General features: G+C 66.8%; 13 protein-coding genes and 1 tRNA gene. 12 read left to right on the forward strand and 2 right to left on the reverse strand.

From position 1 onward, the window contains the following. Nucleotides 1-422 precede the first annotated feature (422 nt). Entirely contained in the window at nucleotides 423-890 is a 468-nt protein-coding gene (locus Q1L50_RS04685; protein ID WP_300336276.1) for a hypothetical protein, read from the forward strand. Between the two features lie 631 nt (nucleotides 891-1,521). Here Q1L50_RS04685 and Q1L50_RS04690 read toward each other — a convergent pair. Further along, nucleotides 1,522-1,595 (reverse strand) — tRNA-Gly (locus Q1L50_RS04690). A gap of 275 nt (nucleotides 1,596-1,870) precedes the next feature. Between Q1L50_RS04690 and Q1L50_RS04695 the strand changes: the two genes are divergently transcribed. From Q1L50_RS04695 to Q1L50_RS04745, 11 genes are all read left to right on the forward strand, one after another. Next, on the forward strand, nucleotides 1,871-2,227 hold the full coding sequence (locus Q1L50_RS04695) for a hypothetical protein (protein ID WP_300336277.1): 357 nt from the start codon (nucleotides 1,871-1,873) through the stop codon (nucleotides 2,225-2,227). A gap of 16 nt (nucleotides 2,228-2,243) precedes the next feature. Beyond that, entirely contained in the window at nucleotides 2,244-3,611 is a 1,368-nt protein-coding gene (gene miaB, locus Q1L50_RS04700; protein WP_300336278.1) for a tRNA (N6-isopentenyl adenosine(37)-C2)-methylthiotransferase MiaB, read from the forward strand. Beyond that, nucleotides 3,608-4,639, forward strand: a complete 1,032-nt coding sequence (locus Q1L50_RS04705) for a PhoH family protein (RefSeq protein ID WP_300336280.1) — start codon at nucleotides 3,608-3,610, stop codon at nucleotides 4,637-4,639. The genes miaB and Q1L50_RS04705 overlap by 4 nt, the downstream gene beginning before the upstream one ends. Further along, nucleotides 4,623-5,090: an rRNA maturation RNase YbeY gene (ybeY, locus tag Q1L50_RS04710; RefSeq protein ID WP_300336282.1), complete on the forward strand. Its 468-nt coding sequence runs from the start codon at nucleotides 4,623-4,625 to the stop codon at nucleotides 5,088-5,090. Before Q1L50_RS04705 ends, ybeY begins: the two co-directional genes overlap by 17 nt. A gap of 114 nt (nucleotides 5,091-5,204) precedes the next feature. Further along, nucleotides 5,205-6,065, forward strand: coding sequence for a transporter associated domain-containing protein (locus Q1L50_RS04715; RefSeq protein WP_300336284.1), 861 nt, complete (start codon nucleotides 5,205-5,207; stop codon nucleotides 6,063-6,065). Further along, on the forward strand, nucleotides 6,046-7,590 hold the full coding sequence (lnt, locus tag Q1L50_RS04720; RefSeq protein ID WP_300336285.1) for an apolipoprotein N-acyltransferase: 1,545 nt from the start codon (nucleotides 6,046-6,048) through the stop codon (nucleotides 7,588-7,590). Before Q1L50_RS04715 ends, lnt begins: the two co-directional genes overlap by 20 nt. A 106-nt stretch (nucleotides 7,591-7,696) precedes the next feature. Next, nucleotides 7,697-8,602, forward strand: coding sequence for a glycine--tRNA ligase subunit alpha (gene glyQ / locus Q1L50_RS04725; protein ID WP_300336287.1), 906 nt, complete (start codon nucleotides 7,697-7,699; stop codon nucleotides 8,600-8,602). A gap of 1 nt (nucleotide 8,603) precedes the next feature. Continuing rightward, nucleotides 8,604-10,676, forward strand: a complete 2,073-nt coding sequence (gene glyS, locus Q1L50_RS04730) for a glycine--tRNA ligase subunit beta (RefSeq protein WP_300336288.1) — start codon at nucleotides 8,604-8,606, stop codon at nucleotides 10,674-10,676. Continuing rightward, nucleotides 10,673-11,209, forward strand: coding sequence for a D-glycero-beta-D-manno-heptose 1,7-bisphosphate 7-phosphatase (gmhB, locus tag Q1L50_RS04735; protein WP_300336289.1), 537 nt, complete (start codon nucleotides 10,673-10,675; stop codon nucleotides 11,207-11,209). Before glyS ends, gmhB begins: the two co-directional genes overlap by 4 nt. Further along, nucleotides 11,209-11,955 (forward strand): lysophospholipid acyltransferase family protein, encoded by a 747-nt coding sequence (locus Q1L50_RS04740; RefSeq protein ID WP_300336290.1) that lies wholly within the window; start codon nucleotides 11,209-11,211, stop codon nucleotides 11,953-11,955. The genes gmhB and Q1L50_RS04740 overlap by 1 nt, the downstream gene beginning before the upstream one ends. Beyond that, nucleotides 11,939-12,700: a SprT family zinc-dependent metalloprotease gene (locus Q1L50_RS04745; protein WP_300336291.1), complete on the forward strand. Its 762-nt coding sequence runs from the start codon at nucleotides 11,939-11,941 to the stop codon at nucleotides 12,698-12,700. Before Q1L50_RS04740 ends, Q1L50_RS04745 begins: the two co-directional genes overlap by 17 nt. Nucleotides 12,701-12,971: 271 nt before the next feature. Here the strand turns inward: Q1L50_RS04745 and Q1L50_RS04750 are convergent, their stop codons facing one another. Continuing rightward, nucleotides 12,972-13,628 carry a PEP-CTERM sorting domain-containing protein gene (locus Q1L50_RS04750; RefSeq protein ID WP_300336293.1) on the reverse strand — a complete coding sequence of 219 codons (657 nt, stop codon included), beginning with the start codon at nucleotides 13,626-13,628 and terminating at the stop codon, nucleotides 12,972-12,974. Between the last annotated feature and the right edge of the window lie 242 nt (nucleotides 13,629-13,870).

Here is a 13,870-nt window from a genome sequence, read left to right on the forward strand (position 1 = left end):
CGCGGCTATCGCCGCGTCGAAAACTTCATCGCCATGGCCTACCTCATCGCCGGAAAGCTCACTCATTTGCCCGCCTCGCCCTTCGCCCCTTTATTGCCCGTTCCACACAAAACGACCTAAACCCACTTTCAGGATGCTCGCTCCCGCGTGATGCGCCGAAGCGCAGCAGGGTCTACCCGACCCGACGCTCCGCGGCCACCGGCTGGTCTATCACCGCCTTTGTCGCCGCGCTCTCTCTCCCCTGCGAGAGCGGCGTGGCAACTGGTCGGCGAGCGACCATAGCCGGCCTCGGCAGGGCCAAGCTTTACGACCGCAAGGACTCGCCGCCTTTCCACGCAACGGCCTGTTGACCAGCCCTTTCCGACAGCGAAATACTGCCGGCGCGCCATTTGTTTTCTTTTTTTTTCAAGGAGAAAATGCTCATGAGCCAGAACCCGATATCGCTGAATGTCACCCCCGACGACCTGGCAGCGATTGCCGCCGCGATCGCCACGCTGCAAGAGAAACGCGGTGGCCTGATCGAACTCTCGGTTGACCAGCGGCGCCGCCTGACCAAGATGGGCGACAAGTCGGAGGCTTTTTGCCGGCAGACGCTGATCGTCCTGGCGCAGAACAAGCAGCTCATCCCGCCCGAACTGGACCTCGCCGAAGCCGAACGCGATCTGCATAACCTCGATCTCCTGCGCCCGCACCTGACCAGCCTGCGGCAGCTGGTTGCCAGGGCCGACGACACCGAAATGGCGCTCGGCAGCGACATCCTGAGCGCCGCGCTCGAGGGTTACGCGCTGGCCAGGGTCTTCGGCAAGGGCGCCGGGCTCGATGCCGTGAAGGAGGCGATGGCCGGTCGGTACAGCCGCAAACCGAAGCCGACCCCGGTCGCCGCTGCCTGAGCGCTGCGCAAGCCTCCGCACTCGGCGCACAAGGATCGGAGCTGCGGGCGCAAGGTTCCGATCTTCGACAGCAAGCTGGTGATCCTTGGCCGCCAGCATGAAAGCCTTGGTGTGCAAGCCTCGAAGCCTTGCGCGCAAGGCTTCGAGGCTCGATCCGGATGAAAAAAAGAGTCAAGCGCAAGCTTCCCGACCTTGCGCGCGAGGTTCTGAACTTCGCGCGCAACGATCAAAGCTTCGCAGTGCAAGCCTCGCTGCCTTGCGCGTCGAGCACAAAGGCTTGCGGGCAAGGCTTTCTTGCTGGCGCGCGAAGTTCAAAGCCTTGCCGGGACACTTCGTGGCTGCGCTGCTCGGGCAAAAAGCTTCGCCGCTGAGTTCCGGTCGCCGATGCCAGCGAACAAAAGGCTGGCGCAAAGAGCGTAAAGCCTTGCCGATTGAGCAAACGACCTCGCTCGTACAGTTCGTCGAGCGGGCAGCCGAGCCAGCAGGAAGCGCATCGGGAAGCGCGCGGCGACGGTCTTGTCCGGCAGCGCGCGAACTGCGGATCGATTTCGCCGAAGCCGGCGAGAGGGGCTGGATGGGCCGGATGGGCCGGGCAGCCCGGACAGGCGAAAGCGGCGGGACAGGCGGGAGTTGGAGCGGGCGAAGGGAATCGAACCCTCGGCTCTAGCTTGGGAAGCTAGGGTATTGCCATTATACGACGCCCGCGAAGGCCGCCATTCTACGACGCTTTTGCGCTTCTCCACAACGCCCGCCTGCTGCGCTGTGGGCTTACCAGCAATCTCGCCGACCGCCCTCGCCGCTGGTGCGCCGCTGCGGCGGGACAATGTTCAAGCCGGCTGCCCGCCCGGCACGGCGCGCCTGCCGGCCGCAGCCGCTTCGGCATTTACACGGTGGATAACGCTGCCGCGCCGGCCTGACCAAGCTCCCGCTGGCCGCAAGTTGAGCTGACAACGGCACGCCAGCGTGGCTATAATGCACCGATGGACATCCCGGTCACCCTCCTGTACTCGATCCTCAGCAGCATTGCCCAGTCGGCGATGGAGCCGGCGCCGGACCCGCAGCTGCTGAACGAACCAACGGCAATGGTCCGCCTGCTGCCGGCGGAAGCCAGGCAGGGGGTCATGCTGCCACCTGCCGGCGACGGCTTTGTCGTGATCGACGACCAGCGCTGGCCGCTGGCGCCAACGGCGCAAATCCGCAGCCGGCAAAACCTGATCGTGGTGCCGATGCAGATCCAGGGTCCGGTGGAAGTCCTTTATCTCCCCAACGCTTCGGGCGCGATCAATCGCGTCTGGATGCTGACGTCGAGCGAAGCCTCGGCGCCTCGCCCACGCTAAACCCAACACGCAAAACATGGCCAAAAAACTGTTCATCCGCACTTTCGGGTGCCAGATGAACGAGTACGATTCGGACAAGATGGCCGACGTGCTCGCCGCCTCCGAAGACATCGTCAAGACCGACACCGCCGCCGACGCCGACATCATCCTGTTCAACACCTGCTCGGTGCGCGAGAACGCGCAGGAGCGCGTCTTTCACGACCTCGGCCGGGTGCGGCTGCTGAAGCGCGCCAGACCCGACCTGGTGATCGGCGTCGGTGGTTGCGTGGCGAGCCAGGAGGGCGCGGCGATCGTCGCCCGTGCGCCTTATGTGGACGTCGTTTTCGGGCCGCAGACGCTGCACCGCCTGCCGCAGCTGATCGCCGATCACCGTCGCCTGGGCAAGCCGCAGGTCGACATTTCTTTCCCGGAGATCGAAAAGTTCGACAATCTGCCGCCGGCGAGCGTCGACGGCGCGGCGGCCTTCGTCTCGATCATGGAGGGCTGCAGCAAGTTCTGCTCGTTCTGCATCGTCCCCTACACCCGTGGTGAAGAAGTCTCGCGCCCCTTCGACGACGTGCTGACCGAAGTCGCCGGGCTGGCCGCGCAGGGCGTCGGCGAAGTGACCCTGCTCGGCCAGAACGTCAACGCCTACCGTGGTGCGATGAGCGGCAAGGGGCAGGCGCTGCCGGGCGACGAAACCGCCGACCTGGCGCTGCTGATCGAATACATCGCCGAGATCCCGGGCATCGAGCGGATCCGCTACACCACCTCGCATCCACGCGAGGTGACGCAGCGGCTGATCGACGTCTATGCCAGCGTTCCCAAGCTGGTCTCGCACCTGCACCTGCCGGTGCAGTCGGGCTCCGACCGTGTGCTGGCGGCGATGAAACGCGGCTATACGGCGCTCGAATACAAGAGCCTGGTGCGCCGGCTGCGCGCGGCGCGCCCCGGCCTGTCGCTGTCGTCGGACTTCATCGTCGGTTTTCCGGGCGAGACCGCCGACGACTTCGAGAAGACGATGAAGCTGATCGACGACCTCGGCTTCGACGCGTCGTTCTCGTTCATCTACAGTGCGCGTCCCGGCACCCCGGCCGCCGACCTCGCCGACGAGACGCCGGCGGCGGTCAAGCTCGAACGCCTGCAGCGCCTGCAGCGGCGCATCGACGAACTGGCGCAGGCGGTATCGGCAGCGATGGTCGGCAGCGTCCAGCGGGTGCTGGTCGAGGGCGTTTCGCGGAAGAACCAGAGCGAGCTGGCCGGACGCACCGACAACAACCGGGTGGTCAACTTCGCCGTCGGGGCGAGCGACCCCGCGCCCTGGCTCAATCGTTTCGTCGACGTGCGGATCAGCTCGGCGATGCCGCATTCGCTGCGCGGCGAACTGGTCGGCGAGGCGGCATGAACGGGAAGACCCTTGCGCCCAAGAGCCGGGCCATCGAGTTGCTGCTGTCGCCGGTCAACAACAAGCACCTGGCCAACCTGTGCGGAGCGCTCGACGAAAACCTGCGCCAGATCGAGACCGCGCTCGACGTCTCGATCGCCCGCCGTGGCGAACGGTTCACGCTGCGCGGCGAGCTCGCGCAGACCACCCGCGCGTCAGAGGCGCTGCAGCGCTTCTACGCGCAGGCCAAGGACGCGCTGTCGGTCGACGAAATCCAGCTCGGGCTGATCGAAATCCTCAACCGGCCGGTACGCAACGTCTCGTCCGGGGCCGGCGTCTCGCCGGCGCTGATGACCCGCAAGACCGAACTGCACGGCCGCACGCCGCGCCAGATCGAATACCTCAAGCACATCCAGGAACACGACATCACCTTCGGCACCGGCCCGGCCGGCACCGGCAAGACCTACCTGGCGGTCGCTTCGGCGGTCGACGCCTTCGAGCGCGAACTGGTGCAGCGCATCGTCCTCACCCGCCCGGCGGTCGAGGCCGGCGAGCGCCTGGGCTTCCTGCCGGGCGACCTGGCGCAGAAGGTCGATCCCTACCTGCGGCCGCTCTACGATGCGCTCTACGACCTGATGGGCTTCGAGCGCGTCGGCAAGATGTTCGAGCGCGGCTCGATCGAGATTGCGCCGCTGGCGTACATGCGCGGCCGCACCCTGAACCACGCCTTCATCATCCTCGACGAGGCGCAGAACACGACGCCCGAGCAGATGAAGATGTTCCTGACCCGGATCGGCATCGGCGCCAAGGCGGTGGTCACCGGCGACGTCACCCAGATCGACCTGCAGCGCGGCCAGAAGAGCGGCCTGATCGAGGCGCGGGTGATCCTCAAGGACGTGCGCGGGATCGCCTTCACCGAGTTCCTCAAGGAAGACGTCGTCCGCCACCCGCTGGTGGCGCGCATCGTCTCGGCCTACGAAGCGCATACCGCGGCGCTCGAAGCGCGCGACGCCAAAGCAGGGAGCAGACCGCATGCCGAAAAAAACTGAGCGGCTCGAGGTCGGCGTGCAGTACGCCGGCAAACGCCGCGACCTCCCGCGCAAGGCGCTGATCCGCGCCTGGGTGCACGCCGCCGCCAACGCCAACGGCGAGCGCGCCGGCCGGATCACCGTGCGCTTCGTCGGCCAGCGCGAGGGCCGGCGACTGAACCGCGAGTACCGCAGCCAGGACGACGCGACCAACGTCCTGTCTTTCCCCTACGCCCTGGAACCGCTGCTCTGCGGTGACCTGGTGCTGTGCGCGCCGGTGCTGGCGCGCGAGGCCGCCGCGCAGGACAAGTCGCTCGAAGCGCATTGCGCGCACCTGGTCGTCCATGGCGTGCTGCACCTGCAGGCCTACGACCACGACGCCGGCGAGCAGCAGGCCAGCGAGATGGAGGGCCTCGAACGCCGCATCCTGGCGGCTCTCGGCTACCCCGACCCGTACCGCGATGTCGATTGACTGAAAGGTCGACTGCCGACTGAAGCGTCGACGGAGGACTGAAACGTCAGCGGCGCCAGCTGTCCGCGTGGCACGCCCCCGTCGCCGCTGACGCCTCAACCCTCGAAGTCAACGATGGCCACCACTACCCCTCCCCCCGGCAAGACCGGCGCCACCGCCGGTTTTCTCGAACGTCTGTCTTCGCTGCTGGTGCGCGAGCCCGAAGACCGTGCGCAATTGATGGCGCTGCTGCAATCGGCGCACCAGCGCAAGCTGCTCGACGCCGACACCCTGAGCATCATCGAGGGCGCGCTCGCCGCCTCGCAGATCACCGCCCATGAAGTGATGGTGCCACGCCCGCTGATGGAGGTGATCGACGTCAGGGATTCATTCGACACGGTCATCGCGCAGGTGAACCGGACGGCGCACTCGCGCTTTCCGGTGATCGACGGCAACCGCGACACCATTCTCGGCATCCTGCTGGCGAAGGACCTGCTGCGGGTGCACCGCGACGACGCTTTCACGCTCCGCGACTGGGTGCGGCCGGCGGTGTTCATTCCCGAATTCAAGCGCCTCGACGGCTTGCTGCGCGAGTTTCGCGTCTCGCGCAATCACATGGCGATGGTCATCGACGAATACGCCGGCATCGCCGGTCTGATCACCATCGAGGACGTGCTCGAACAGATCGTCGGCGAGATCGAGGATGAATACGATTTCGACGAGGCCGGCGGCAACATCGAGCTCGATCCCAGCGGCCTTTACCGGGTCAAGGCGCAGACCGCCGTCGCCGACTTCAATGCGGCGTTCGGGACGCGCTTCAGCGACGACCGGTGCGCCACCGTCGGCGGCCTGATCCTGCGCGAAATCGGCCGGGTGCCGCTGTTCAACGAAACGATCGCCATCGACGGTACCGACTTCCAGGTCCTGCGCGCCGACGGCCGGCGGATCTACACGCTGCTCGTCGCCGGGCCGCCGGATGCCGGCGATCCGCAATAGCTCCCTGCGCTGGCGGGTAAGCGGCGCGCTGCTGCTCGGCGCCGCGGGGGTTTTCGCTTTCGCGCCCTTCGGCTGGTTTCCGGTCAACTGGCTGACCCTCGGCGGACTGTACGCGCTGCTCGGCGCCGAGGCCGACGGCGAGCGGCGTGCGCGCCATGGCGCGCTGCTCGGCGCCGCCTTCGCCTTCGGACTGTTCCTGGCCGGCGTGTCGTGGGTCTACGTCAGCCTGAGCGTCTTCGGTGGCATGCCGGCGTGGCTGGCGGCGCTGGCGACGGTCCTGTTCTGCGTCGTGCTGACCATCTTCCCGGCGCTCGCCGGCGCGCTCTTCGTTCGTCTGGCGGCCGCCGGCTGGCTGCCGCGGACGCTGCTCTTCGCCAGCCTGTGGGTGCTCGCCGAGTGGGCGCGTTCCTGGATGTTCACCGGCTTCCCGTGGCTCGCCGCCGGCTATTCGCAAGTGCCGCCGAGCCCTCTCGCGGGCTACGCGCCGCTGTTCGGCGTCTATGGCGTGTCGCTGGCGTCGGCGCTCACCGGCGCGCTGATCTTCGCCGGCGCCCGGCAATGGCGCGAGCCGGCAGCGCAAGGCGCGGCCGGCCGGCGGCGCCGGCTGCCGGCGGCGCCGCTGCTGGCGCTCGCGCTGCTGCTGGCTGGCGGCGCACTGCTCGGCGAGCGGCGCTGGACGCAGGTCACCGGCGAGCCGCTGCGCGTCGCGCTGCTGCAGGGCAACGTGCCGCAGGAGATCAAGTGGCGGCCCGAGCGCTTCGTCGATTCGCTGCGCACCTATTACCGGCTGGCGCAGGAAAACCCCGCGCAACTGACCGTCCTTCCCGAAACGGCGCTGCCGGCGTTTCTCGACCAGATCCCCGCCGACTACCTCGACGAATTGCGGAAGCTGGCGCGGCGGCAGGACGGCGAGTTGCTGCTCGGCATCGCCGTCGCCGAGGGCCGGCAGTACTTCAATGCGGCGGTGACGCTCGGCGCGTCGGAGCAGCAGCGCTATCGCAAGCGGCACCTGGTTCCCTTTGGCGAGTTCGTGCCGCCCGGCTTTGCCTGGTTCATGGCGATGGCCAACATCCCGATGTCCGACTTCACCGCCGGCTCGCCGCACCAGCCGCCACTCGAACTGCACGGCCAGCGGGTGGCGGTGAACATCTGCTACGAGGACTCTTTCGGCGAGGAGATCATCACCGCGCTGCCGGCCGCGACGCTGCTGGTCAATATCTCCAACGTCGCCTGGTTCGGCGACTCGCTGGCGCCGGCGCAGCACCTGCAGATTGCCCAGATGCGCGCGCTGGAAACCGGCCGCGTGATGCTGCGCGCGACCAATACCGGGATGACCGCGATCGTCGACGTCGACGGTCGCGTGCGCTCGGTCCTGCCGCCATTCACCCGCGGTGCGCTGGTCGACGACGTCCGGGGCCACACCGGCGCGACGCCGTATGTGCGCTGGGGCAACTGGCCGGTGGTCGCTGGCGCGCTGCTGCTGATTGCCGTGCTGCGCAGACGCTGGCCGCGCCGGCCGCGGTAGCACGCCAACCGGCGTCGGACGAAGCCGTCAAGCCGCTTGAAGTCGGTTCTTGTCGGACCAGAAACCAAGTAAAATCGCGTCTTTTGCTGCGATCCGAAACTCTCCCATGCCCACCTTTCAGGAAGTCATCCTGCGTCTCCAGGAGTTCTGGGACAAGCAGGGCTGTGCGCTGCTGCAGCCCTATGACATCGAAGTCGGCGCCGGCACCTTCCACACCGCGACCTTCCTGCGGGCGATCGGCCCGGAACCGTGGAACGCCGCCTACGTGCAGCCGTCGCGCCGCCCCAAGGATGGCCGCTACGGCGACAACCCGAACCGCCTGCAGCACTACTACCAGTACCAGGTGGTGCTCAAGCCCTCGCCGGCCAACATCCAGGACCTCTATCTCGATTCGCTGCGCGCACTCGGCATCGATACCGCGCGGCACGACATCCGCTTCGTCGAGGACGACTGGGAAAGCCCGACGCTGGGCGCCTGGGGGCTCGGCTGGGAGGTGTGGCTGGACGGCATGGAGGTGACCCAGTTCACCTATTTCCAGGAGGTCGGGTCGCTGCCCTGCCGGCCGGTGCTCGGCGAAATCACCTACGGCCTCGAACGGCTGGCGATGTACCTGCAAGGCGTGGAGAACGTCTTCGACCTGGTCTGGGCAGAAGGAGCGGGCTACCGCGTGACCTACGGCGACGTCTTTCACCAGAACGAGGTCGAACAGTCGACGTACAACTTCGAGCAGGCCAACGTCGAGCTGCTGTTCCGCCACTTTGGCGAGCACGAATCCGAAGCCCGGCGCCTGATCGCCGCCGGCCTGGCGCTGCCGGGCTACGAAATGGTGATGAAGTGTTCGCATACCTTCAATCTGCTGGACGCGCGCGGCGCCATCTCGGTCACCGAACGGGCCGCCTATATTGGCCGCGTCCGTGCCCTGGCGCGCGAAGTCGCGCAGGCGTATCACGATTCCCGCCAGGCCCTCGGTTTCCCGATGTGCAAGGCCAGCGCCGGCCGCGTGGGGCAATGACATGAACGACACCGTCCTGATCGAGCTGCGCACCGAAGAGCTGCCGCCGAAATCACTCTGGCTGCTCTCCGAATCCTTCGCCGACGCCGTTTTCAGCGCCCTCAAGGCGCAGCAGTTCACCGCCGGAGACAGCGTCTGCACACCGTACGCGACGCCGCGCCGGCTGGCGCTGACGATTACTGGCGTCGCCGGCCGACAGCCCGACCGCGTGCTGGAGCGCAAGGGACCGGCGGTCGCCGGCGCGCTCGACGCCAGCGGCAATCCGACCAGCGCGCTGCAGGGCTTCATGCGCTCGGCGGCGGTGAGCATCGAACAACTGCAGCGGGTCGCCGACGGCAAGGGCGAGTACTTCGTCGCCCGCCGCCAGCAGGCGGGCGAGGAACTCGACGTCCATCTGGCCGAAATCGTCGCGCAGGCGCTCAGGAAGCTGCCGATCCCGAAGGTGATGCGCTGGGGCGATTCGGAACACCAGTTCGTCCGCCCGGTGCATGGCCTGATCCTGCTGCACGGCGAGCGGGTCGTCCCCGGCGAAGTGCTGGGCCTGCGCAGCGGCCGGATCACCCGCGGCCATCGCTTCCTGTCGGCGGCTGAAATAGTCGTCGGCAGGCCCGCCGAATACGCTGAAAAACTGGCCGCGGCGAAGGTCATCGCTTCGTTCGCGGCAAGACGGGCGACGATCGCCGCGCAGCTCGATGCCGCCGCCGGCCAGCTCGGGGCGCGCATCAACCCGGCCGACGGCCTGCTCGACGAAGTCACCGCGCTGGTCGAATGGCCGGCGGTCTATACCGGCGAGTTCGAGGCCGAATACCTCGAAGTGCCGCAGGAGTGCCTGATCCTGACCATGCAGCAGAACCAGAAGTACTTCCCGCTGCTCGACGCCGGCGGCAAGCTGTTGAACAAGTTCCTGATCGTCGCCAACATGCAGGTCGACGATCCGGGCCAGATCATCCGCGGCAACGAACGCGTCGTTCGCCCGCGCCTGTCCGACGCCCGCTTCTTCTACAACCAGGACCGCAAGAACGGCTTCGCCAGCCGTGCCCTGCGCCTCAGCGCGGTGGTCTACCACAATAAGCTGGGGTCGCTGGGCGACCGGGCGCAACGGCTGGGCCGCATCGCGCGCGGCATCGCCGAGATGCTCGGCGCCGACGGAAAGCTGGCCGAAGACGTCGGGCTGCTGGCCAAGGTCGACCTGCTGACCGACATGGTCGGCGAGTTCCCCGAATTGCAGGGGATCATGGGCCGCTACTACCTGCTGCACGAAGGCAACCCCTCCGAGCTTGCCGACGCCGTCGAGCAGCACTACCGCCCGCGCTTTGCCGGCGACGCGCTGCCGCAGGGAAACATCGCCTGTGCCGCCGCGCTGGCCGACAAGCTCGACGCGCTGGTCGGCTTCTTCGGGATCGGACAACTGCCGACCGGTGACCGGGACCCCTTCGGCCTGCGCCGGGCGGCGCTGGGGGTGCTGCGGATCCTGATGGAAACGCCGCTGCCGCTCGACCTGGCCGAGTTGATCGGCGACGCCAGGAACGCCCTGAACGCGCAGGGAATCGAGCTGGCGGCGGTCGACCAGCCCTTGCTGGTATTCATCCTCGACCGTCTGCGCGGGATGCTCAGAGACGCCGGCCATTCGATCGACGTGATCGAGGCGGTGCTCGCCCAGCAGCCGACGCGCATCGACCGGGTTCCCGCCCGGCTGGCGGCGGTGGCCGAGTTCCAGAAGCTGCCCGAAGCGCTGGCGCTGGCCGCCGCCAACAAGCGGATCGGCAACATCCTGAAGAAGGCCGAAGCAGACCTGCCCGAACCCGACATCGCGCTGCTCGAAGAGGACGCCGAGAAGGCGCTGTTCCAGCGGGTGCTGCTGATCGCGCCGCTGGTCACCGCGCACGTCGCCAACGAGGACTACGCCGCCGCGCTGCAGGTCCTGGCGTCGGTGCGCGGCGAGGTCGACCGCTTCTTCGAGGAGGTGATGGTCAACGTCCCCGAACCGCTGCTGCGTGGCAATCGACTGGGCCTCCTCAATGTCCTGTCGCGGCAGCTCAACGCCGTCGCCGACATCGCAAAGCTGGCCGTATGAAACTCGTCATCCTCGACCGCGACGGCGTCATCAACTACGACTCGAAGCAATTCATCAAGTCGCCGGCCGAGTGGCGGCCGATCCCCGGCAGCCTCGACGCGATCGCCCGCCTCAATCAGGCCGGCTACCGCGTGGTGCTCGCCACCAACCAGTCCGGCGTCGGTCGCGGCCTGTTCGACATGGACATGCTGAATGCCATCCACGACAAGATGCACCGCGCGGTGCAGGGTGCCGGCGGGCGCATCGACGCGATCTTCTACTGTCCACACCCGGTCGACGCGCACTGCATGTGCCGCAAGCCCAGGACCGGCATGTTCGAGCGCATCGCCAGCTGCTTCAACGTCGACCTGGCGGGCGTGCCGGCGGTCGGCGACACGCTGCGCGACCTGCTCGCCGCCGCCGCGGTCGGCGCCCAGCCGCTGCTGGTCCTCACCGGCCAGGGAACACAGACCGTCGAGGCCGGCGGCCTGCCAAAGGGGACGCTGGTTTTCCCCGATCTCGCGGCCGCCGCCCAACACATCATGCAGTCGTGATGGTCGCGCTTCGCTCGACGCTGTTCCTGTTGCTGGTCAGTGTGTGGACGATCCCTTTCGGGGTCCTCGTCTCGCTGGCGGTGATCTTCCCGATCGGCGTCCGCTACCGGGTCATCGCGCTCTGGCGAGCCGGCTTCATGGCCCTCTGCCATGCCGTGCTCGGCATCCGCTACCGGGTGATCGGCCGCGAGAACATCCCCGCCGAGCCGTCGGTGGTGCTCGCCAAGCACCAGTCGGCGTGGGAAACGGTCGGCCTGCAGGAGGTCTTTCCGCCGCTGGTCTTCGTGCTCAAGAAGGAGTTGCTGCGGCTGCCTTTTTTCGGCTGGGGGCTGGCCGCGCTGAAGATGATCTCGATCGATCGTGCGGCTGCCAAGGATGCCCTCAAGCAGGTCTTCGAGCAGGGGCGCGAGCGCCTTGCCGCCGGCTATTGGGTGGTGGTCTTCCCCGAAGGAACCCGCGTCGCACCCGGTCAGACCTGTCGCTACAAGCCGGGTGGCGCGCACCTGGCCGTTCGCGCCGGCACGCGGGTGGTGCCGGTGGCGCACGACGCCGGCGAAATCTGGGGACGAAACGCCTTCCGCATCCTGCCCGGAATGATCACCGTCAGTATCGGACCGCCGATCGACCCGGCCGACAAGTCGGCGGCCAGGATCAACGCCCTGGCATCCGCCTGGATCGAGGGCGAAATGCGCCGCCTCTCGCCACACCGCTACCCGGCGGCGCCCGCCGATGCCCCCGCTGTTTGAGCAGGCCGGTTCCGCCGATCGGCCAGCAGCGACCGGCGAAACGTCGCGAACCATCGCCATCGGCGAGCGCACGGTCGCCTACGTCTTGCGCCGCGCAAGGCGTCGAACCATCGGCCTGTCGATCGATCAGCGCGGCCTGCGCGTCGGCGCGCCAGCCCGCGCCACCTTGCGCGAAGTCGAGGCACTGCTCGTCGAACACGGCGAATGGATCGGAAAAAAACTCGACGAATGGTCCACCCGCCGCCCTCCCGAGCTGCTGCAGATAAGCGACGGCGTCGAACTGCCGCTGCTTGGCACAGTGCTGCGGGTCCGTCTGGCGTCAGGCGCCAGCCGCTGCGTCTGGAACCTGCTTACCGAGCAGCCAACGCTCACCCTTTGCCTGCGCTCGCCAGCGGACGCGTCACGGCTGCTGGAACGGGCGCTGCGCGACAAGGCTCGCACACTCTTCGACGAGCGTCTTGCCCAGTACGCGGCGCAACTCGGGGTCGCGCCGCCGCGGCTGTCGCTGTCGTCGGCCCGCACCCGCTGGGGAAGCTGCAGCCCACGCAGCGGCATTCGCCTGAACTGGCGGCTGCTCCATTTCCCCCTGGCAGTGGTCGACTACGTGGTGGCGCACGAAGTGGCGCATCTGCGCGAGATGAACCACAGCGCTGCTTTCTGGCGTCACGTGGAGCGTTTGTGCCCTGATTACAAAGCGCAAAGAGTTCGGTTGCGCGAGCTGTCCGGCACCGTTCCAAGATTCTGAAATGGGCTTTCTACGGACTGCGCCAAGCGGCGCGAACCGGCACAATGCCTTGCGCCGCCGGGGTTTCCCAAGTGATCCCGCTGCTCGTTGTGCTGCTGCTGTCATATCGTGAGAACCGTATTTTACTGGTCGCGCCGAGAGCGATCGATGCCCGGATTTGAAGGGCGGGAGCCCCCAAGGCCGCACCGCCTGACCCCCCTGCCCTTCGTTGCGGCAACAACATCTTCCGCGGTTCGCGAACGAGTTGCGCGCGCGACCAGTGCCACCCTTTTCAGGCTTTGAATTTACGCGTGAAACCTAGCCCTGCCAGGCAAAGAGTGAGCAACGCAAGAGTAGCTGGTTCAGGCACTGCCTGGGCAGCGACCAAGTCTATCCCATCGAGAGAGAAGTATGACCGGTCGGTGTTGCCAAGCTGGAAGGACAGAAGCTGGGTGGTTGCGGTGGCGACAATCGCGATGGATTCGTACGTCCAGCCCGAGCCGAGCGCTATCGTGCTCCCCAATCCGGCGGACACCCCGTCCAGCAGGGCTTCGACGCGATTCGGATCATCGTAAACGCCGCAGCAGGATGTGCCGAAATTGCCGACGTACCAGGAAAGTTGGTAGCTCTGCCCAATCACAAGGCCGCCAACGGTCTGCCCGAAAGATTCGATGAAGCCGCCATCACGGGCAAATCCTACCCATGTCCCGCCGTCTGGCGAAGGCCCGGAAGGAGTAATCGCGAACGGTGCCCCCGGCAAGGGAACGCCGACGTTGTTGTTTTCGTCCATCGTATCGGGGCTGGGGGACACGACCACCCAGCCTGAAGGTACACCACCGTTGGCAATCGGCCCCGTGAGAGAACCGTTGGTCAGCAGGTTTGCCGATGCCGGACCGGCTTGCACCATAAACGCCGTCGATACGAGAAACCCAAGTAGATGCCGCTTCATCTGAACTCTCCTAAGTTGTTGGCGGGGCTTTATAGACCGTTTTGGCTATGGCAAGGGGAACCCGCCGGCAGAAGCGGCTGAGCAATTTTCGAGCCAGCGACAAACACATAGGAAAACCACAGCAGTTCTCATTTCAAACCCACGCAAGGGGGCTGTTGGCGTAGGTTGGCGCACGAGGATTGGCAGACTTGGGCGATGAAGATTGAGGGAGACTCTGGCTGTTCTTAAAATAACGCTGTTAA

It is taken from the genome of Accumulibacter sp. (assembly GCF_029255145.1).
In the GTDB taxonomy this organism is placed as follows: domain Bacteria; phylum Pseudomonadota; class Gammaproteobacteria; order Burkholderiales; family Rhodocyclaceae; genus Accumulibacter.

Bases quoted from the DNA above. Each gene is read 5' to 3' on its own strand.
- Q1L50_RS04685 (WP_300336276.1), top strand. From the start codon at position 423: ATGAGCCAGAACCCGATATCGCTGAATGTCACCCCCGACGACCTGGCA.
- Q1L50_RS04695 (WP_300336277.1), top strand. From the start codon at position 1,871: ATGGACATCCCGGTCACCCTCCTGTACTCGATCCTCAGCAGCATTGCC.
- miaB (WP_300336278.1), top strand. From the start codon at position 2,244: ATGGCCAAAAAACTGTTCATCCGCACTTTCGGGTGCCAGATGAACGAG.
- Q1L50_RS04705 (WP_300336280.1), top strand. From the start codon at position 3,608: ATGAACGGGAAGACCCTTGCGCCCAAGAGCCGGGCCATCGAGTTGCTG.
- ybeY (WP_300336282.1), top strand. From the start codon at position 4,623: ATGCCGAAAAAAACTGAGCGGCTCGAGGTCGGCGTGCAGTACGCCGGC.
- Q1L50_RS04715 (WP_300336284.1), top strand. From the start codon at position 5,205: ATGGCCACCACTACCCCTCCCCCCGGCAAGACCGGCGCCACCGCCGGT.
- lnt (WP_300336285.1), top strand. From the start codon at position 6,046: ATGCCGGCGATCCGCAATAGCTCCCTGCGCTGGCGGGTAAGCGGCGCG.
- glyQ (WP_300336287.1), top strand. From the start codon at position 7,697: ATGCCCACCTTTCAGGAAGTCATCCTGCGTCTCCAGGAGTTCTGGGAC.
- glyS (WP_300336288.1), top strand. From the start codon at position 8,604: ATGAACGACACCGTCCTGATCGAGCTGCGCACCGAAGAGCTGCCGCCG.
- gmhB (WP_300336289.1), top strand. From the start codon at position 10,673: ATGAAACTCGTCATCCTCGACCGCGACGGCGTCATCAACTACGACTCG.
- Q1L50_RS04740 (WP_300336290.1), top strand. From the start codon at position 11,209: ATGGTCGCGCTTCGCTCGACGCTGTTCCTGTTGCTGGTCAGTGTGTGG.
- Q1L50_RS04745 (WP_300336291.1), top strand. From the start codon at position 11,939: ATGCCCCCGCTGTTTGAGCAGGCCGGTTCCGCCGATCGGCCAGCAGCG.
- Q1L50_RS04750 (WP_300336293.1), bottom strand. From the start codon at position 13,628: ATGAAGCGGCATCTACTTGGGTTTCTCGTATCGACGGCGTTTATGGTG.